We start from the raw sequence: 17,470 nt of genomic DNA on the forward strand, positions 1-17,470 counted from the left end.
CTTGCTGCCTCCGGCTGGCGACTTTCTCGCAAAACCAGCTATCATCAGCTCATCGAGGCTTGCGGGGGGTGGCGGTGGAAACAGCGGATTTCATGCCTGGTGAGGCGGCCACCGCCGCCATCCGGAAAGACATCGAGAGCTACGAGGCTGCGCGGGCCTCGGTGGCGCGGCAGGTGCGCTGGCGGGTGCCGGTGTTCGTCGGTCTGGTGGTGGTCGCCGTGGTGGTGCTCACCTGGCTGTTCAACAAGGTCGCCGACCCAAACGAGCAGTGGTTCTCGCTGCCGCATGTGTTCCTCTATGTCCTCGGCTTCGCGGCCTCGATCCTGCTCTACTTCCAGGCCATGAAGCCCGCCGCCCGGCTGCAGCAATCGTTCCGCCAAACGCTGCTGCCCATCATCTTCGGCTTCATCCGCGATGTGCGCTACCAGCATGGCGGCAGGCCGAATTCCTTCGACCGACTGCCGCGCGAGGCGGTCGGGCCGTTCAACCGGCAAGCGTTCGACGATGTCGTTTCGGGCCGCTACGAGGAGTTTCCGTTCGAGCTCTACGAAGCGGAATTGCGGGAAGGGACGGGCAAGGGCTCATCGACGGCCTTCAAGGGCGTCATCGTCGCCTTCGAGGCCATCGAGCCGTTCCCGGGAATCCTGGTGGCGACGCGGCGCACCAATGCGGTCATCGGCTTCTTCCGCGGCATGTTCACAACCAGGATGCAGGAGCTGTCGTCGGGTGAGCCCCTGCTCGACGCGGCTTACGAATTCCGCACCGACAATGTCGAGGCGGCGCGGCCGCTGGTGACCGGCCGGCTGGCGCAGGCGCTGAAATGGCTCGGCGAAACCTGGCCGGACGATCCGGCCCGCGTCGCGCTCAATGGCGGCGACGGTTTCCTGCTGTTGCCGCAAGCGAAGAACTTCTTCGAGCTGCCGGACATTTCGGTGCCGCTCGATTACACCAGGCACGTCGCGCCGATGATATCGGATATGGGCGCCATGCTGGCAACGGCAGCGCTGGTGCGCAAGATCGGGGCGAAGGACCCGGCGGGTTAGCCGAGCTTGGCCGTCAGCAATCGAAGCCGTATTTGTCGCGCATGGTGTCCACCTCTTCCTTCGACATCTTCTTGAACATCACGCAGACGGTGAAGCTGCCGACCTGCCGTCCATCGCGGGTATAGCCCCAATCTGAAATATCGTCCCGGGTGAATTCGATGTTCTGGCCGAGGACGACGTTGCGCACTTGTTCCGGCTGGTTCGCCAATATGCCGACAAAGCCGGTTTCGGTGCGCCGGAACGGGATGACCCAGAAGTGCTCGGTGACGTTCCCGTCGCGCACCTTGACCTTCAATTTGAACCTCTCCGTGCCGGAGGGAGGAGCCTCGGCCAAGGCCAGGAATTCATCGAGGCTGGTGAGCGCCTGCGCGGTCGCGGCGGCCATTTCGGGGTCGTCCTTGGTAAAGATAATCGTCTTGTCGTCACCCGGGTCCACGTCCTGCGCACAGGCGGATCCAGGCCCAAGCGCCAGCATCAGCGATATTATGGTCCGGAATACAAACTTCATGGAATGACGTCCCCCTCTGGCTGCCTATACTCTCGTGCATTCGTTTCGAATTTGCAACCATAGCGCGTATCCCCGGTGTCGCCGCTATGGTTTTTGCCGAACCGCCGCGCTATCCCTTGGCCAACGGGGGATATTCATGGCCGAGCACCAAAAAGGGTTTCGCCTGTCGCGGCGGCTGCTGCTGGGTGCGGCGGTGGTCGGCGGCGCGGTGCTGTGGGGCGGAACCACCATGGCGCGGCTTGCGCGCGGGCCCTCCGGGCCGAAGAATGCCGGCCGCATCGCAGATGTCGACGGCATTGCCCTGCCGCTGAAGCCGCTCGGGAACGCACCGGTCTTCGATCCCGCGCTGCCCTGGTCGGCCAAGGGCGGCGACATCAACGATGCCAGCGGCCTGTCGAGGACGCCCGTTTATGGCGTGGTCGAGGTCGGCGAGGAGGATCATATCGCAAGGGCGTTGGCCTTCGCCCGCGCCAACGGGCTGAAAGTCTCGCTGGCCGCAATCCGTCACTCGATGGGCGGCCATGCCTTCGACGACAACGCGCTGGTGCTCGACCTCAGAAAGTTCAACAAGGTGACCGTCGACGCGGCGGCCAAGACCATGACGGTGCAGCCGGGCGCGCGCTGGCACGACATCCAGAACATGCTGCATCCGCGCTTCGCGGTGAAGTCTATGCAGTCGACCGACATCTTCTCCGTCGGCGGTTCGCTGTCCGTCAACGCGCATGGCATGGACCACCAGGCGGGCTCGGTTGCCGGTTCGATCCGCTCGATGCGGGTGATGCTGGCCGACGGGTCGGTGACCACCTGCTCTCCGAGCGAGAACAGCGGGCTGTTTCGCCATGTCGTCGGCGGTTACGGCCTGTTCGGCGTGGTGCTGGAGGCGACGCTCGATATCGTCGACAATGCCGTCTACCGGACCTCGCGCGAAATCATCAAATCCGACGACTTTCCGAAATTCTTTGCCGAGGTGCTGGAGCCGAACAGGGGGATCGGCCTGTTTTACGGCCATCTGTCGACGGCGCCGGGCAATTTCCTCGAGGACATGATCGTCTATCGCTACGACAAGGTGGCCGAGCAGCCGCCGGCCGATCAGCCCGAGATCGGCGAGCCGGAGGGTGTCGGGCTGAAGCGGGTGATCATGAACCTGGCCAAGAAGGGCAGCCTGTTCCAGGAGCTGAAATGGTTCACCGAAAAGACGCTGGAGCCGAAATTCGAGAGCTGCACGGTGGCGCGCACGGCTGCGATGGCGCAGGGCGAGGCCTGCCTCGTCACCCGCAACAACCCGATGCACGATTCGGTGCCCTATCTCTTCAACGATTTGGTGGATGAGACCGACATCCTGCACGAATATTTTATTCCACGCGCGGCGTATAATCCATTCATCGCCGAGGCCCGCGAGATCCTGCGCAACCAGAACCTGCCGGTGCTCAACGCGTCGGTGCGCATCGTCCACAAGGAGGATTTGGCGCTGACCTATGCGCCGGAGCCGGCCTATTCGCTGGTGCTCTACATCAACCAGCCGACCGATGCGGACGGCAACGCGAGAATGCGGGCGCTGACGCGGGCGCTGATCGACGTGACGATCCGGCATGGCGGGCGGTTCTTCCTGCCCTACCAGCTGCACTACACGGCCAGGGAGTTGCTGGCGTCGTACCCCGAGCTGCCGGCCTTTCTGGCGGCAAAGCGGCAATATGACCCGACGGAACTGTTTTGCTCGACCTTCTATCGGGCCATCAAGGCGCTGAGCGGGGTGGCGTAGACGTCAGGCGGAACTTCTTGTGAGGAAGGCGCCGGAGAGCGCGCGTTCGAGCCTACAGCCCCGTCGGCATCAGGCCGGTCAGCCAGTTCACCGAGCGTTTGGCCGCGCCCGCGGTCACTGATGCGGCGCGGCCGAGATCGGTCTTGACCACGGCGTAGCCGTTCTTGGTGCGGTAGAGCACGCCGGTGCCGCCATCGACCACCTGCTCATAGGCGACAGGCCGGGCGGCGGCCGCTTCCAGGGCCGTCGTCGGCGAGCCGACCGGAACGCTCGGCCGATGGCTGAGCTCGGGCGGCAGCGGGCTTTGGGTTTTGACGATCCTGCTGGCGGGCTTCAGTTCCGGGCGGGAGGCGGTGGCCGCCAGTTGCGAGGAGGACGACGAACCCTTCGTGCGGCAGATGCCGGAGACGAGCGGATAGTTGAAATTGCGCTCATGCAGGATCTGGCTCTTCATCGCGGATTCGCACTCGGCGATGGTTGACCACTTGGCCGGCGTCTCGCCGATATACTCGCACAGCTTGGCGTCGCAGTCGCAGCCGACGATGGTCATGGCGACAAGGGCGGTCTTGATCACGGTCTTGTCCCTTCGAGATGCCCTCCCGGCAGCCGGTTCAGGTGCATGTCACGGTCCCAAACCGGTTTCCGCTTTGGGCAACATGGAAGCGTTCCATCGCGCGCGAACAAGGCGGGATTTGGCCGCGATTGTGGAATGAGCGTGGCGTGGTGTCCGAAAGATCAACCGGGTGTCGATTCTGCAACATCGACGCGGTTCCCCGCCGCCCGGCCGTCGTCTCCTGTCAGTAGTCGTAGACGTGTTCGAGTTTCGCGCCGGCCTTGATCAGTGACGGCAGCACAAGGTGCAGCTTGCGCACGGCGACGACCATGCCGGTGCGGCGCGTCGAGGGATCGGCCGGCAGCGGGTAGCTGAACAGGATGCGCATGCCTTCGGGAACGGCGATCGCATCCGTCGACAGCGTGGTGACCATGATCTCGTCATTGCCGCCGATCTCGACGAAGGAGACGCCCTTGTCGATCAGGCGCGGGATCATGTCGGTGAACACCTGATAGCGCTTGGTGACGAAGACGGTGCCGTCAATGCCGTAGTCACGTTCCAGCAAGGTGTCTGGCTCATTGCGTGTCGCTTCGCCGACCGGCCCCTTGGCCCAGACGTGGATGTCGAGCAAGGCCGGGTCGGAGGTCGCGGCAAGCGCCTTGGTGATCAGGTCGGCATAGCCCTGCTTGATGGTGTCGGCGAGACCGAAGGCGAGCTTGCGTTCGCTGGTGCGGATAGAACTGTCGCCCGGTGCCGGCTGCACGGCAAACAGGCCGGCGCGCTTCTGCGCATAGGGGAACTGGTACCACGGCACCTGGTCGAGGAAAGCGGCGTACTCGGCCGCCACCTTGGCCTGGTAGATGTCGGCGGCGGTGCGCTTGGCCGTCGTCGCCTCGGTGATGCGGCCGACCGTGTTCTCATAGGCCCATTGCAAAATGTGCTCGATCGAGTGGCTGGTGCCGATGATGACCAGCATCTGGTGGTTGGCATAGTTGAACTTGTAGGCAGAACCGGCGCGGATCACCATGGCGTAGTCCTGCCAGAAGCGGCCGACATAAGACCAGTAGGGGAAGCCGCTCGGCTGGTCCTTGGCGACGAAGCCGGCATATTCGCGCGCGGCATAGACGATCGCCCATTCCGGGTAGGTGAGGAAGGTCGATTCCTCCGGCCGCTGGTAGCCTGGGATCTCAGTGCGGACCTTGTCGGCCAGCGCCTTGGGCGGCGCGCCATCGGCGATGCCGGGCAGGGGCGTCTTGTCGAGCGACGGCGTCGTCAAGAAGCCATAGGCCAGCCCGACGATCGGGATCAGGATGATGGTGACGATCAGCCAGAGGATCGTCTTGACGACGCGCTTCAGCCAGCGGAACAGGAACATGGCTGGTCAGGCCGTGGCGAAGTGGTCGTAAATGCGCTTCGACAGCCAGAAGCCGACATAGACGGCGAAGCCGCCAATGACGAGGTGTGGCAGGTTGGCGAAGAAGCGGGCGGGGAATTCGATGTCGTTGAGGGAGCGGAAACCGTTGATGAAGATGCCGGCATCAAGGCAGCCGGAACCAGTGATCAGCCCGAGCACGCCGTCGAACAGATAGACCGAGCCGAACAGCCTGAAATAGAACACCGCCTGGCGGTGCGAGATGAAGGCGGCGGCCAGCGCCCAGACGCCGGAGAAGGCGTGCAGCAGGTCGTCGTACCATTGCAGCGAGAACAGGCCGAACAGATTGCCGTTTGCATCGTTGAAGGCCGGTATGTAGCCGATGGCGACGACGCCGAAGAACAGGAAAGCATAGGCAACGGCAAGCTTCTGGATCAGCGTCATGAAGTATCCCCACTTCTCCGAGCCCATTTTGCAGATGGACTCCGACGCTGGGATACTAACCGATTTTAGCGCGCGGTGAAGCGGCGCCCGCAAGATCATCGGCAAAGGATGTCGAAGAGGCGAAAAGGCAGTCGGCGCCGGGATTTCTCCCAGCGCCTCCCTGTCAGATCAGAACACGGTCGCGGCAGCAACTTCCGTAAAGTCGTCGCGCCATGCCGGCCTTGATTTTGACGGTCCTGCCAGAAGCCACCCAGAGGCAGCATCCGTTCCAGACCACGCCGGTCTCCACCCTTGCGAGCTTTGCCCTGCGTGCCATCGAAGGTTTTTGCCGTCCTTCATGGCAGCATCGGTCCGCCGTCGGCGTTGGCACGCTTTCCGCGGCCCCGTAGGTCTCGGCTTCCGTCCCTCGCACAGGCAAGCCTGTTCTTGGTCCGGGCCGTACGGGCCTCAGGAAATCCGCCTTTCACTTTCGCCTTTCGGCTTGATGATCGGTAGCCGCCTGAGATGAGTTGAACTTACGCCGGGTAATGGCCTTGGGGAATGGCCGTGGGCCTGTGGATAGCGGGATTATCGGGGACCGATGCCAAAAGCCCAGGAGTTTCAAGCTCGAACGCCTTAGACAGCCTGCCCCGCGCTTTTCGGAAGCCGTAGCCGAGCGCCCCTTGCTCTGCCGGCGCGCGCGGGCTTCAATGCTTGCAAAGGATCGGGCCGGCAAAAGATCGGGTCGGCAAAGGATCGGGCACACAGGCCCGGCGACGGGGGAGGGCGAGTATTTGAAAGTCGGGGTGGTGCTCAATCCGATTGCCGGCGGCGGCCGGCTGAAACGGCATTGGCCTCAAGTCGCCGCCTCGCTGAAGAAGCACTTCGGCGATTTCGAATTGCGCGAGACGCAGGCCGAGGGCGATGCCGAACGCCTGGCAATCGACCTTGCCGCCAGCGGTTTCGACCTGGTGATCGCAGCCGGTGGCGACGGTACGGCGAGCGAGGTGGCCGATGGCCTGCTGCAGGCGGCCGAAGAAGGCGGCCGCACAACCGAGCTTGGTCTGCTGCCATGCGGCACCGGCATCGATTTCGCGCGCGGGCTCGGCCTGCCGAAGCAGGTGGATGCGGCGCTGAAGCGGATCGCCGAAGCGAAGGGGCGCAAGGTCGATGCAGGGCGTATCGGCTACGTCGACGACCATGGCGCGCTGGCCAGCCGCCATTTCATCAACATCGCCAGTCTTGGCCTGTCCGGCGCCACCGATCGCGCCGTCAATGCCGACAAGCGCAAGGGCAAGATGTCGGCCAAGGCGCTGTTCCTGTGGCGCACCGTGGTCGAGTTCATCCGCTACCGCTTCCAGGATGTCAGGATCACCGTCGACGACGCCGCGCCGGTCGAGGCGCGCATGGCGCTGGTGGCGGTGGCCAACGGCAGATTCTTCGGCGGCGGCATGATGATCGCGCCGGATGCCGAACTGACCGATGGCGAGTTCGACATCGTCATCCTGCGCGCGGCGGGCAAGCTGAAGCTGATCTGGGACATCCGCCTGCTCTATGGCGGCAGGCACCGCAACCATCCGGCCATCACCATCCTGCGCGGCAAGAAAGTGGTTGTCGAACCGCTCGGCGATGGGACAGAAAACAACGCGCTGGTCGATATAGACGGCGAGTCGCCCGGGCGCATACCCGCGACTTTCGAGATGCTGCCGGGCGCGCTGACGCTCAGATATTGAATCAAGGCGCTGCGGGTTTGATTCAACTCCTTTCGAGAGTGAATCCGGCGATCAACTCAAGCTCATGAAATTGCTTTGGTTTTGGCCTCCAGGTCAAAGCTCCAGTCTGGCCGGAAAACCGGGTGCGCGCAGGTCGGTGCCGACGGCATCCTCGAGCAGTTTGACGATCTGGGTCGACCAGGCCCCGCCGCCATAGGCGGCCTTGCCCTGCTGAAAAAGCGCGTTGACGCGCGTGGCGAGGTCGAGCGGGACGCCGAAATCCTTGCCCATGCCCAGCGCAAAGCCGAGGTCCTTCAGCGCCAGGTCCATGGTGAAGCCGATGTCGTAGGAGCCGTTCAGGATGAGCTGGCTTTCGGTCTCGTGGACAAAGCTGTTGCCCGAGGACGCCACGATGGCGTGGTAGCTCTGGGCGAGGTCGAGGCCGCCTTGTTTGGCCAGCATCAGTGCCTCGCCGGCGGCGACGAGGTGGATGAACGCCAGCATGTTGGTGATCACCTTGATCACCGCCGCCGAGCCGATCGGCCCCATCAGGAACGACTTCGCGCACATTGCCTCGATCGCCGGTCGATGGCGCTCATAGAGGGCGGCGTCACCACCGACCAGCGCGGTGATCTTGCCGGCCGCCGCCAGATGAACGCCGCCGGTGACCGGGCACTCCAATGTCTCGATGCCCTTGGCCGAGGCGAGGCCGGCAAGGCGCAGAATCTCGTCGCGGCCGTTCGTCGACATCTCGATCCAGGTGCCACCCCTGGGCAGACCTTGCAATAACCCACCAGGCCCGGCCAACACTGCTTCGCTGACCTTGGGCGAGGGCAGGCAGGTTATGGCATTGCCGGCCTGCGCCGCCGCTTCGGCAGGGCTGCTGGCGGCGGTGGCACCGAGCGCTGTCAGGCGCTCGACGGCAGTAGGGTCACGGTCGAAGACGGTCACGGCAAAACCGTTGCGGATCAGGCTGGCAGCAAGATTGCCACCGAGATGACCGAGGCCGATGAAGGCGTAGCGTTCGCTCACGGCATCAGCGGCGTCTGCATCATCTGCAGATGCAGGTCCTTGCCGGTGTAGGGGTGCGCGTCGCAGACCGCCTCGTCGAGCTCGACGCCGAGGCCGGGCTCCTTCGAGGGGATGACATTGCCGTCCTGCCACTCGATCTTCTTCTTGAGCAGCGTGGCATGAAAACCGTCCCATTGCTTCAGCGATTCCAGGATCAGGAAGTTGGGCAGCGTCACGGCCAGCTGGATGTTGGCAGCACCGACAATCGGGCCGCAATAGCAGTGCGGCGCGATCTGGATGTGATAGGCCTCGGCCATCGCGGCGATCTTCTTGGTTTCGAGAATGCCGCCGGAGCGGCCGAGATCCGGCTGCAGGATGGTCGCGGCGCGGTTCTCGATGACGCGGGCGAACTCGAACTTGGTCGTCAGCCGTTCGCCGGTGGCGATCGGGATCGAGGTGCCGCGGGCCACCTGTGCCATCACCTCGGGCATGTCGGGCGGCACCGGCTCCTCGAACCACAGCGGATCATAGGGTTCGATGGCGCGCGCCATGCGCAGCGCACCGGAGGCGGTGAACTGGCCATGCGTGCCGAACAAGATGTCGGCGCGGTTGCCGACCGCCTCGCGGATCGCCTTGATCATGCGGGTGGAGACATCGATGTCGATGAGGCGCGGCTGGTGGCCGTCGAAGGCGGTGTAGGGCCCGGCCGGATCGAGCTTGACCGCATTGAAGCCCTGCTCGACATATTCGAGCGCGCAGGCCGCGGCCAGGTCGGGGTCGTTATAGACGTTCTTGCCGTCCGGCGCGTCCTCGGAATGGACACTGCCGGTGTGCGGGTAGAGATAGGTGTAGGAGCGCAGCGTCTCGTGCACCTGGCCGCCGAGCAATTTGTAGACCGGCTTGTTGGCCTCCTTGCCGATAATGTCCCAGCAGGCCATTTCCAGGGCCGAGAAGCAGCCCATGCCGGACACGTCGGGGCGCTGGGTGAAGCCGGAGGAATAGGCGCGGCGGAAGAAATTCTCGATATCATGCGGATCGCGGCCAACGAGGTAGCGTTCGGCCATGTCTTCGACCATCCTCGCCGTGACATGGGCGGAGAAGGTGGCGTTGTAGGCCTCGCCATAACCGACCACGCCGCCATCGGTCGTGAGCTTGACGAAGATGAAGTACTTGCCGCCGATGCCGGGCGGCGGATTGCCGACAACCCAGGTCTTGACGTCGGTGATCTTCATTTGTGGTCCTCCAGAACCAGTTCTGCGCCCTTCCATCCGGTCACGATGGAGGCTGCATTGGTGTTGCCGGTGATGTTGTCGGGAAAGATCGAGGCGTCGATGACGCGCAAGCCTTCGATGCCGTGCACCTTGAGGCGCGGATCGACGACGGCGCGCGCGGGATCGGACCCCATGCGGCAGGTCGAAACCGGGTGATAGACGGTGCCCGAACGCTTCCTGAAATCCGTGATCAGGTCGGCGTCCGACTGGATCGACGGGCCTGGCAGAACCTCCTCGGCGATGATCTCGGCCATGGCCGGCATCGCGGCGATCTTGCGCACGAACTTCACCGCCGCCAGCATTTCGTCGACGTCGGCGTTGGTCGAATAGGCGTTGGCGACGATCTTCGGATAATCGAGCGGGTTGCTGGACCGGATCATGATCTCGCCGCGGCTCGACGGGCGGCAGTTGGACAGGCCGATGGAGAAGCCCGGCCAGGGATCGGGCGTCAGGATCGGACGCTCGCCGCCTTTCGGGATGACGGTCGAGAAAGCCTGGAAATAGAGCTGCATGTTGGGGCGCGAAAACGCGGGGTCGGTGCGGAAGAAACCGCCGGCATGGTTCATCGACAGCGACAGCGGGCCCGACCGCGTCAGGATATATTGCATGCCGACCAGGAGCTTGCCCCACCAGGGGCGCAGGATCTGGTTGAGCGTCGGCAGCTTGCCCTTGAACGTGTAGTTGATGCCGACATGGTCCTGCAGATTGGCGCCGACATTCTCGCTGGCGTGGACGACCGGGATGCCAAGACCACCAAGCAGCGCCGACGGGCCGACGCCGGACAGCTGCAGCAATTGGGGCGAGTTGATCGAACCGCTTGACAGGATGAGCTCGCGGCCGGCGCGCGCCGTCTTCGTCTCGCCGTTCTGCAGATACTCGATGCCGACCGCGCGCCTGCCTTCGAACAGCACCCGGGTCGCCAGTGCATTCATTTCGACGCGGACGTTTGCGCGTTTCATCGCCGGGCGCAGGAAAGCGCGCGCCGCCGACATGCGGCGGCCGTTCCTGGTCGATATCTGATAGATGCCGACGCCTTCCTGGGCAGCGCCGTTGAAATCGGGATTGAGCGGCAGGCCGGCTTGCTTGCCGGCCGCGAGATAGCGCTTGGTCAGCGGGTGGACGGTGTTTGAACAGTCGGTGATATGCAGCGGCCCGCCGGCGCCACGCCATGTGTCGGCGCCGGCCTCGTTGTCCTCGAGCGCCTTGAAGGCCGGCAGCAGATCGTCGTAGCCCCAGCCGGGATTGCCGGCGGCGCGCCAGTCGTCGAAATCCTCGCGCGCGCCCCGGATCCAGACCATGGCATTGATCGAGCTCGACCCGCCGAGCAGCTTGCCGCGCGGCCAGTGATCGACATTGCCGGCGAGGCCGGGATCGGCTTCGGCCTTGTAGTTCCAGTTGACCGCCGGATCGAAGAAGGTTTTGCCATAGCCGAGCGGCATCTGCACGTAGAAGCGGCGGTCGGTGCCGCCGGCCTCGAGCACCAGCACCGAGAAGCGGCCCGATGCCGACAGTTTGTCGGCAAGCACCGAACCGGCCGAGCCGGAGCCGACGATGATGAAATCATGGGTCTGCATGATGGGTGGGGCGGCTCCTGAAAACTGGCGCAGCCTAGACGGACCGGCTTCGCCGCGTCGCAGCGCCTTCCGGCATGCGTTGTGAAAAAAGCGACTGGAATGCCGGGTCGGAGTTGCGGAGAATACCGACAATCGCGCTTGATATGCATGGGGTCGGCAGCTTATGCGAGGGCATCAGCCAATCCGAGGAAGTCGGGAAATCATATGCGTATTCTATCGGATGCCTTCATTCCCGAACTGCCTGGTCACTACAAGGGCAAGGTGCGCGAGAATTACGACCTCGCCGACGGGCGGCGCATCATCATCGCCACCGACCGTCTCAGTGCCTTCGACATCATCCTGACCTCGATCCCGTTCAAGGGCGAGATCCTGACGCAGACGGCCCGCTACTGGTTCGAGGAAACCGCCGACATCTGTCCGAACCATGTGCTTGAATATCCCGATCCCAACGTCGTCGTGGGCACAAGGCTCGACATCCTGCCGGTCGAGATCGTCGTGCGCGGCTATCTCGCGGGGACCACCAGCACCTCGATCCTGACCCGCTATCGTCGCGGCGAACGCGACATGTACGGCATGCGCCTGCCGGACGGCCTGCGCGACAATGAGAAGCTGGCAGCGCCTGTCATCACGCCGACGAGCAAGGCGGCGCATGGCGGTCATGACGAGCCCCTGTCGAAAGCCGAGATCCTAGAACAAGGCCTGCTCACGCAGGCACAGTGGGACACCGTCTCGGATCATGCCTTGAAGCTGTTCGCCCGCGGCCAGGCGCGCGCCGCCGAGCGTGGGCTGATCCTCGCCGACACCAAATACGAATTCGGCACCGACAAGAACGGCACCATCATCCTGGCCGACGAAATCCATACGCCCGACAGCAGCCGGTACTGGATCGCGGCGAGCTACGAACAGGCCCTGGCCGACGGCACGCGGCCGGAAAGTTTCGACAAGGATTTCATCCGCTCATGGGTGGCGGCTCGCTGCGATCCCTACAAGGATCCTATTCCCAAAATACCGGACGAGATCGTCGAACAAGCCTCCAGGATCTATGCGCAGGCCTTTGAGGCGATCACGGGCAAGGAATTCGTGCCCGATGTGTCCAGGGATACGGTGCTGGACCGCATCCGCTCGAACCTGGCAGGTTATTTTTAAGAGGCGCCTCTCAGCTAGCGAATGGTCTTACGCAGCGCAGTCGACCCCACTCCGTCGAGCTTCGCTCGACACCTCTCCCCCGTTCGACAGGGTAGAGGAAGGCGTGAGCTTGGCCGGGCTGGTGCCTTCCTCTCCCTCCGGAGGCTACGCTATGCACACATCTTCTGTAATTGGCGTGACTGATCGGGCCGAGGCTTGATTGCCATGTGGTTCCCCCAATCCGTCGCTGCTTCGCAGCGCCACCTTTCCCCCCTCCGGAGGGAAAGGAAGGGAGCTTTGCTGGACGAGCGTTGACAGCAAAAAGCTTGGCGCCCTTCCTCTCCCCCGTCGATCGGGGGGTCCGAAGGACGGGCGAGACCCGTGGCTCGCCCCGGCAGGTGGCTCGGCGAAGCCGAGACGGAGTGGGGGTCGACCAGCGCAGGATTAAACAAAGCATGCGCCAAGCTGCCATGCGCGCTATGGTCAAAGACCAGCCGCCTGGAAATGCGTGCATGCCGTAGCCTCCGGAGGGGCGAGAGATGGCTCGGCGAAGCAGCGACGGAGTGGGGGAAGCCCGCTCCAAAACCCAAAGCCGCTGAAAATCAGGCACAACCGCGCGAATGCCAAGGTTAGCTTATAGCCCACGGCGGCGAGGAAACAGCAGCCGCAGCGCGTTGACCTGGTCCTGCGGCGGCGATACGGATCGATGGCCATCACCTCACAAGGATTCTGCCCATGGTGCAGTACGCGGACGGACGGCCGATCGGAGACCTGACGCTGCGCACGCTGGCCATGCCCTCGGACGCCAATGCCGCCGGCGATATTTTCGGCGGCTGGGTGATGGCGCAGATGGACCTTGCCTGCGGCATCCGCGCCGCCGAGCGCGCCAGGGGCCGCGTGGTGACGGCGGCGGTCAAGGAGATGTCCTTCGCCAAGCCGATGAAGATCGGCGACACGCTGTGCATCTACACCCATGTCGAGCGCGTCGGCCGCACCTCGATGACGCTCAAGGTCGAGGCCTGGGCACAGCGCTATCTCTCCGACTTGATGGAGAAGGTGACGCACGCCGATTTCGTGATGGTGGCGCTGGACGGCGAGGGCAAGCCGAAGGCCGTTCCGGCCGAGAGCTGACGAAAACCCGTTTGCCCACTCCGGGCAATTGTAACATCGCTCGTGCAGGCGATGCGCCGCGCGACATCCGATGGTTGCCTTCACGCCCGATACTGCAGGCGTTGGAGGAGAGACAATGCGTCAACACATGCTGAACGGCTGGCTCGCGGCAGCCCTTCTCGCGCTGACCTGCCTGCTCGGCGCAACGGCCTATGCCGAAGTCAAGCAAGCCCCTCCGCGCACCGCCTGCCTGCAAGGCAATGTCGACGTCAGGGCGTCGGCCACAACATGCGCGATCTGCGGGCAGGCGCATTGCGAAGGCATGGCGCCAAGATCCTGAATGATTACTTTGCCATTGCGGTTGTCGTCGGCAAGGCCGCGCCAGCTTAGGTGGTCTGAGGCGCCATAAGCCAAAGTTGCGAGACCTGGTTTAAGGAAGCGCCAGTCCGCTTGTCGTCAGGCGAGGCCGCTTACGACGAAACTCCGCACTCCTTGCCATGCAAGGGTCTCAGCCGTCCATACCGTCGAACTTTTCGCGCGCGACCCGGACGCGCTGCGTGTTCCTGCGTGCCCATTCGCCAAGCGCGCTGACCGGGATCAACAGTTCGTGACCGAGTTCGGTCAGTTCGTAATCGACCCGCGGTGGAATGGTCGGGAACACGGTGCGGGTGACGAAGCCGTCGCGTTCCAGGCCGCGCAAGGTGGTGGTCAGCATCTTCTGCGAGATGCCGCCGACGGCGGCGCGCAACTCGTTGAAACGCAGCGGTCCGCCGCCAAGCTTGCCGACCACGAGCACCGTCCATTTGTCGCCGACGCGTTGCAGGATTTCCGAGACGGCGCGGCAGTCCTCGGTGTTGTGTGGGTGCCTTAGTAACAAAACGGTGCCTCCTTGCGTCACCAGCTGACAGTATCTCATATAGCGCCGGTATCTAAATGATACCAGCTTTACTGGAATGGAGAGCCCCTCATGTCAAAGCCGAAAATCGCCATCGTCATCGGTTCGACGCGCGCCGCGCGCTTCGCCGATGTGCCCACTCAATGGATCGCCAAGATCGCCAAATCGCATGCCGACATCGATGTCGAAATCGTCGACCTGCGCGACTTCCCGCTGCCCTTCTTCGACGAGGTCGCTTCGTCCGCCTGGGTGCCGTCGACCAACGAGGTGGCGCAGCGCTGGCAGAAGAAGGTCGCCGAATATGACGGCTTCATCTTCACCGCGGCCGAATACAATCACGGCCCGACGGCCGTGCTGAAGAACGCCATCGACTACGCTGCCAACGAATGGAACAAGAAGCCGGCTGGCTTCGTCGGCTACGGTGGCGTCGGCGGCGCCCGCGCCGTCGAGCAGCTGCGCATGCACGCCGTCGAATTGCAGATGGCGCCGGTCAAGTCCGCCGTCCACATCGTCTGGGCCGATTTCCTCGCCGTTCGCCAGGGCGAGAAGAAGCTCGAGGAGCTTGAGCATCTAAACCAGGCGGCCACCGCCCTGGTCAATGATGTCGCCTGGTGGGCGAAGGCGCTGAAGAAGGCACGCGATGCCGACGTGGTCGACGAGGAAATCAAGGCGGCCTGATCGCCGGTCGAATTATCCTCCCAGGGATACGGGGCGGCGCTTGCGCCGCCCTTTTCAATTATAGCGGCTCAAATCGAAAGCTGCCGCCAGATCGGATGACACGGCCTATGCCGGGCGAGTCCAGATGCGCGCCCGCAACGAAACAATGATCGTCCGCCGCAAGCGCCAGCAGCCGCAACCGGCTCTCGCGCGCCTGGTCCTGATCGTCGTCGAACTCCCACGTCACCTCAGGCCGATCGAACTGAAGCGATGGGACGTGAACGGTATCGCCCCAGATCAAAATGCGCTCGCCGCCGCTCGAAACGCGAAAGCAGCTGTGACCGACCTCGTGGCCATGAGCGCCGATAATTTCAACATGGGTATCGAGACGGTCTCCGGCTTCGAATGGTTCCGCCATGCCATGAAACCGTTCGAGCCGCGCTTCGGCGCGAAACAGGCCGAGTTCCTGCCTCGGAACGAGCAGGCGCGCCAGGCGCGGGAAAGCATCCCGGCCGTCCGCAAGCACAAGGCCATGGATGTGGTCGAGATGCGTGTGGGTGAAGCAGACGGCGCGGATTCGTCCGACATCGATGCCGGCCTCGTCCAGCGCCTGGGGAAGCCGGCCCATGGTGGGGTACCATGCGTTCGAAGCGCCAGTGTCGATCAACATGATCTCATGTCCATCGTCGATCGCGAAGGCATTGACGGAAAGCCTGAGTTGACCACCGACCAGCGTGACTTGTTCCGGCAATTCGTCGCCAAATGGCTCGTCGCCGTTTTGCCGAAGCCGCCTGATCGGCATGTCGACATAGCCATCGCGCAGGGCGGTGATGCGCAGGTCACCCAGAGTGTAGGTCGAATGAAGTTCGCCCGAAGCCATGCGGTGCATTTTTTGCCGATCCGTTCTGAAGATGTCAGTCAGTCTGCGATGGGCAGCCAGCGTCGGCAACCCGCCCTGTCGATTCGATCTATGCCATGTATGCGTGCCGCGCCTGCCGTGGCCGGATGATGCAGTCGGCGAGGCGGTGCGTTTCGTTCAGCTCGTCGGCGTGATGCTGGCCCCATTGGCAGAGCGCCAGCAGGATGGGTTCGAGGCTGAGGCCGAGGCTGGTCGCCGAATATTCGACGCGTGCCGGGACCTCGGCGAAGATCTCGCGGCTGACGAGGCCGTGCTCCTCCATTTCGCGCAGCTGCTGGATCAACACTTTCTGGGTGATGCCGGGCATCATTGCCTTCAGCGCGGTGAGTCGTCGTGGCCCATCGAACAGGTGATAGAGGATGACCGCCTTCCAGCGCCCGGCGATCACCTTGAGCGCCCGCTCCGCCGGCAGCATCGGCAGTCTCTTGATTGGCATTTTCCTGGCTGGGCTGGCCATGGTCACCTCCTGGTCAGCAGGGGACAAAAGAGTGTGTAGTCGCGGCCCCGCAGATAGTGGCAAACCGCAGCCGATGCCAGTGCGATCGGAGGTTGCCATGAAAGCCATTCAACTCAGCCGTTTCGGTGGTCCCGACGTGCTGGAGCTGGTCGACTTGCCGGCGCCTGTGCCGCAGGCAGGCGAGGTGCTGGTTCGGGTTCGGGCGGCGGGAATAAACTTCTTCGAGGTGCTGATGCGCGCCGACCGTTACGCGGTGACGCCGCAACTGCCGATGTTTCCCGGCGTGGAAGTGGCGGGTGTGGTGGAGGCCATTGGCCAAGGGGTGGATCCGGCGCTGCTCAGGACGCGCGTGGCGGCGCCGCTATTTGCCTCGCAACGTCCTTATGGCGGCTATGCGGAGCTGGTGACGATCGACGCGGGTCTCGTCGTTCCGCTGCCGGATGCAATTTCGTTCGACGAGGCGACAGCCCTTATGGTGCAAGGGCTGACGGCGCTTCACCTGCCGCGGCAAAGCCCGCCCGAAGGCAAGTCCGTGCTGGTGCCTGCGGCGTCGGGCGGTGTGGGATCGTTGCTGGTCCAGCTTGCCAGGCTGAAGGGTGCTCGCCAGGTGATCGCCGCCGGCGGCGGCAAGGCCAAGCTCGATTTCGCTTTATCGCTCGGCGCCGACGTCGCCGTGGATTACACCAATCCGGATTGGCCCGTGCGCATCCGCGACGTCACCGACGGGGAGGGCGCCGACATCATCTATGATATTGTCGGCGGTGCGCTGACGGCAGCTTCCCTGCTGGCCCTGGCGCTCAACGGTGAACTGGTGTTCGCCGCGCTCGGCCGGTTCGCGCTTGGCGCTTCGGAGGTCGAGGCGATGATCGGCCGTAACCAGTCGCTCAGAGGGTTCGCGCTGCTGCCGTTGCTGTCTCCGGACGTGCTGAGAGCCGGCCTGTCCGAGCTGTTCCAGTTGGCGGCGAGCGGCCGGCTACGGGTCGCGATCGGCGGCCGTTTCCCGCTCGATCAGGCCGGCGAGGCGCACCGGCTGCTGGACGAGCGGCGCTCGACGGGCAAGGTGGTGCTGGTGCCCTAGCGG

18 protein-coding genes are annotated in these 17,470 nt (G+C 63.9%); 8 read left to right on the forward strand and 10 right to left on the reverse strand.

The window, feature by feature from the left end; translation table 11 throughout:
* Positions 1 to 74: 74 nt before the first annotated feature.
* Positions 75 to 1,043, forward strand: coding sequence for a DUF3137 domain-containing protein (locus FJ978_RS09355; protein WP_140571938.1), 969 nt, complete (start codon positions 75 to 77; stop codon positions 1,041 to 1,043).
* 13 nt (positions 1,044 to 1,056) lie between these two features.
* Here the strand turns inward: FJ978_RS09355 and FJ978_RS09360 are convergent, their stop codons facing one another.
* Entirely contained in the window at positions 1,057 to 1,551 is a 495-nt protein-coding gene (locus FJ978_RS09360; RefSeq protein WP_140571940.1) for a DUF2314 domain-containing protein, read from the reverse strand.
* 136 nt (positions 1,552 to 1,687) lie between these two features.
* Between FJ978_RS09360 and FJ978_RS09365 the strand changes: the two genes are divergently transcribed.
* A complete protein-coding gene (locus FJ978_RS09365) occupies positions 1,688 to 3,310 on the forward strand; it encodes an FAD-binding oxidoreductase (protein WP_140571942.1) in 1,623 nt (540 codons plus the stop codon).
* A 52-nt stretch (positions 3,311 to 3,362) separates the two neighbouring features.
* Here the strand turns inward: FJ978_RS09365 and FJ978_RS09370 are convergent, their stop codons facing one another.
* The 3 genes from FJ978_RS09370 to FJ978_RS09380 form a co-directional block, all read right to left on the reverse strand.
* Positions 3,363 to 3,884 carry a hypothetical protein gene (locus FJ978_RS09370; protein WP_140571949.1) on the reverse strand — a complete coding sequence of 174 codons (522 nt, stop codon included), beginning with the start codon at positions 3,882 to 3,884 and terminating at the stop codon, positions 3,363 to 3,365.
* Positions 3,885 to 4,107: 223 nt separating this feature from the next.
* The gene (locus tag FJ978_RS09375) at positions 4,108 to 5,238 is read right to left on the reverse strand and encodes a hypothetical protein (protein ID WP_140571951.1); all 1,131 of its coding nucleotides are present in this window, start codon (positions 5,236 to 5,238) and stop codon (positions 4,108 to 4,110) included.
* A 6-nt stretch (positions 5,239 to 5,244) separates the two neighbouring features.
* A complete protein-coding gene (locus tag FJ978_RS09380; RefSeq protein WP_041164627.1) occupies positions 5,245 to 5,679 on the reverse strand; it encodes a membrane protein in 435 nt (144 codons plus the stop codon).
* A gap of 773 nt (positions 5,680 to 6,452) precedes the next feature.
* Between FJ978_RS09380 and FJ978_RS09385 the strand changes: the two genes are divergently transcribed.
* Entirely contained in the window at positions 6,453 to 7,391 is a 939-nt protein-coding gene (locus tag FJ978_RS09385) for a diacylglycerol kinase family protein (protein ID WP_140571953.1), read from the forward strand.
* 93 nt (positions 7,392 to 7,484) lie between these two features.
* On the opposite strand, the gene FJ978_RS09390 is transcribed toward FJ978_RS09385, so the two are convergent.
* From FJ978_RS09390 to FJ978_RS09400, 3 genes are read right to left on the reverse strand one after another with little or no spacing between them, the layout of a single operon-like run.
* Positions 7,485 to 8,402, reverse strand: a complete 918-nt coding sequence (locus tag FJ978_RS09390) for an NAD(P)-dependent oxidoreductase (protein ID WP_140571954.1) — start codon at positions 8,400 to 8,402, stop codon at positions 7,485 to 7,487.
* Positions 8,399 to 9,613 carry a mandelate racemase/muconate lactonizing enzyme family protein gene (locus tag FJ978_RS09395; RefSeq protein WP_023779860.1) on the reverse strand — a complete coding sequence of 405 codons (1,215 nt, stop codon included), beginning with the start codon at positions 9,611 to 9,613 and terminating at the stop codon, positions 8,399 to 8,401. The genes FJ978_RS09390 and FJ978_RS09395 overlap by 4 nt, the downstream gene beginning before the upstream one ends.
* On the reverse strand, positions 9,610 to 11,226 hold the full coding sequence (locus FJ978_RS09400) for a GMC family oxidoreductase N-terminal domain-containing protein (protein WP_140571956.1): 1,617 nt from the start codon (positions 11,224 to 11,226) through the stop codon (positions 9,610 to 9,612). The genes FJ978_RS09395 and FJ978_RS09400 overlap by 4 nt, the downstream gene beginning before the upstream one ends.
* A gap of 204 nt (positions 11,227 to 11,430) precedes the next feature.
* Between FJ978_RS09400 and FJ978_RS09405 the strand changes: the two genes are divergently transcribed.
* The 3 genes from FJ978_RS09405 (at position 11,431) to FJ978_RS09415 (ending at position 13,801) form a co-directional block, all read left to right on the forward strand.
* Positions 11,431 to 12,372, forward strand: coding sequence for a phosphoribosylaminoimidazolesuccinocarboxamide synthase (locus FJ978_RS09405; RefSeq protein WP_140571958.1), 942 nt, complete (start codon positions 11,431 to 11,433; stop codon positions 12,370 to 12,372).
* Between the two features lie 714 nt (positions 12,373 to 13,086).
* Positions 13,087 to 13,482, forward strand: coding sequence for an acyl-CoA thioesterase (locus FJ978_RS09410; RefSeq protein WP_013893544.1), 396 nt, complete (start codon positions 13,087 to 13,089; stop codon positions 13,480 to 13,482).
* A 115-nt stretch (positions 13,483 to 13,597) separates the two neighbouring features.
* Complete coding sequence (locus tag FJ978_RS09415) at positions 13,598 to 13,801, forward strand: hypothetical protein (RefSeq protein ID WP_140571960.1); 204 nt, start codon at positions 13,598 to 13,600, stop codon at positions 13,799 to 13,801.
* A gap of 168 nt (positions 13,802 to 13,969) precedes the next feature.
* Here FJ978_RS09415 and FJ978_RS09420 read toward each other — a convergent pair whose 3' ends face one another.
* Positions 13,970 to 14,338 carry a helix-turn-helix domain-containing protein gene (locus FJ978_RS09420; protein ID WP_181176765.1) on the reverse strand — a complete coding sequence of 123 codons (369 nt, stop codon included), beginning with the start codon at positions 14,336 to 14,338 and terminating at the stop codon, positions 13,970 to 13,972.
* A gap of 90 nt (positions 14,339 to 14,428) precedes the next feature.
* Between FJ978_RS09420 and FJ978_RS09425 the strand changes: the two genes are divergently transcribed.
* A complete protein-coding gene (locus FJ978_RS09425) occupies positions 14,429 to 15,034 on the forward strand; it encodes an NADPH-dependent FMN reductase (RefSeq protein ID WP_013893547.1) in 606 nt (201 codons plus the stop codon).
* A gap of 58 nt (positions 15,035 to 15,092) precedes the next feature.
* Here the strand turns inward: FJ978_RS09425 and FJ978_RS09430 are convergent, their stop codons facing one another.
* A complete protein-coding gene (locus FJ978_RS09430) occupies positions 15,093 to 15,902 on the reverse strand; it encodes an MBL fold metallo-hydrolase (protein ID WP_140571964.1) in 810 nt (269 codons plus the stop codon).
* A 79-nt stretch (positions 15,903 to 15,981) separates the two neighbouring features.
* Positions 15,982 to 16,389, reverse strand: a complete 408-nt coding sequence (locus FJ978_RS09435) for a helix-turn-helix domain-containing protein (protein WP_031258120.1) — start codon at positions 16,387 to 16,389, stop codon at positions 15,982 to 15,984.
* Between the two features lie 97 nt (positions 16,390 to 16,486).
* Here FJ978_RS09435 and FJ978_RS09440 point away from each other — a divergent pair, with 97 nt between their 5' ends.
* Positions 16,487 to 17,467: a zinc-binding dehydrogenase gene (locus FJ978_RS09440; protein WP_140571966.1), complete on the forward strand. Its 981-nt coding sequence runs from the start codon at positions 16,487 to 16,489 to the stop codon at positions 17,465 to 17,467.
* Positions 17,468 to 17,470 lie beyond the last annotated feature (3 nt).

Source organism: Mesorhizobium sp. B1-1-7, assembly GCF_006442705.1.
Lineage (GTDB): Bacteria > Pseudomonadota > Alphaproteobacteria > Rhizobiales > Rhizobiaceae > Mesorhizobium > Mesorhizobium opportunistum.

Excerpts from the sequence above, each read along its gene's own strand:
- FJ978_RS09380 (WP_041164627.1), bottom strand. The coding sequence starts at position 5,679 with ATGACGCTGATCCAGAAGCTTGCCGTTGCCTATGCTTTCCTGTTCTTC.
- FJ978_RS09360 (WP_140571940.1), bottom strand. The coding sequence starts at position 1,551 with ATGAAGTTTGTATTCCGGACCATAATATCGCTGATGCTGGCGCTTGGG.
- FJ978_RS09365 (WP_140571942.1), top strand. The coding sequence starts at position 1,688 with ATGGCCGAGCACCAAAAAGGGTTTCGCCTGTCGCGGCGGCTGCTGCTG.
- FJ978_RS09430 (WP_140571964.1), bottom strand. The coding sequence starts at position 15,902 with ATGCACCGCATGGCTTCGGGCGAACTTCATTCGACCTACACTCTGGGT.
- FJ978_RS09425 (WP_013893547.1), top strand. The coding sequence starts at position 14,429 with ATGTCAAAGCCGAAAATCGCCATCGTCATCGGTTCGACGCGCGCCGCG.
- FJ978_RS09410 (WP_013893544.1), top strand. The coding sequence starts at position 13,087 with ATGGTGCAGTACGCGGACGGACGGCCGATCGGAGACCTGACGCTGCGC.
- FJ978_RS09395 (WP_023779860.1), bottom strand. The coding sequence starts at position 9,613 with ATGAAGATCACCGACGTCAAGACCTGGGTTGTCGGCAATCCGCCGCCC.
- FJ978_RS09440 (WP_140571966.1), top strand. The coding sequence starts at position 16,487 with ATGAAAGCCATTCAACTCAGCCGTTTCGGTGGTCCCGACGTGCTGGAG.
- FJ978_RS09400 (WP_140571956.1), bottom strand. The coding sequence starts at position 11,226 with ATGCAGACCCATGATTTCATCATCGTCGGCTCCGGCTCGGCCGGTTCG.
- FJ978_RS09405 (WP_140571958.1), top strand. The coding sequence starts at position 11,431 with ATGCGTATTCTATCGGATGCCTTCATTCCCGAACTGCCTGGTCACTAC.
- FJ978_RS09375 (WP_140571951.1), bottom strand. The coding sequence starts at position 5,238 with ATGTTCCTGTTCCGCTGGCTGAAGCGCGTCGTCAAGACGATCCTCTGG.
- FJ978_RS09435 (WP_031258120.1), bottom strand. The coding sequence starts at position 16,389 with ATGGCCAGCCCAGCCAGGAAAATGCCAATCAAGAGACTGCCGATGCTG.
- FJ978_RS09415 (WP_140571960.1), top strand. The coding sequence starts at position 13,598 with ATGCGTCAACACATGCTGAACGGCTGGCTCGCGGCAGCCCTTCTCGCG.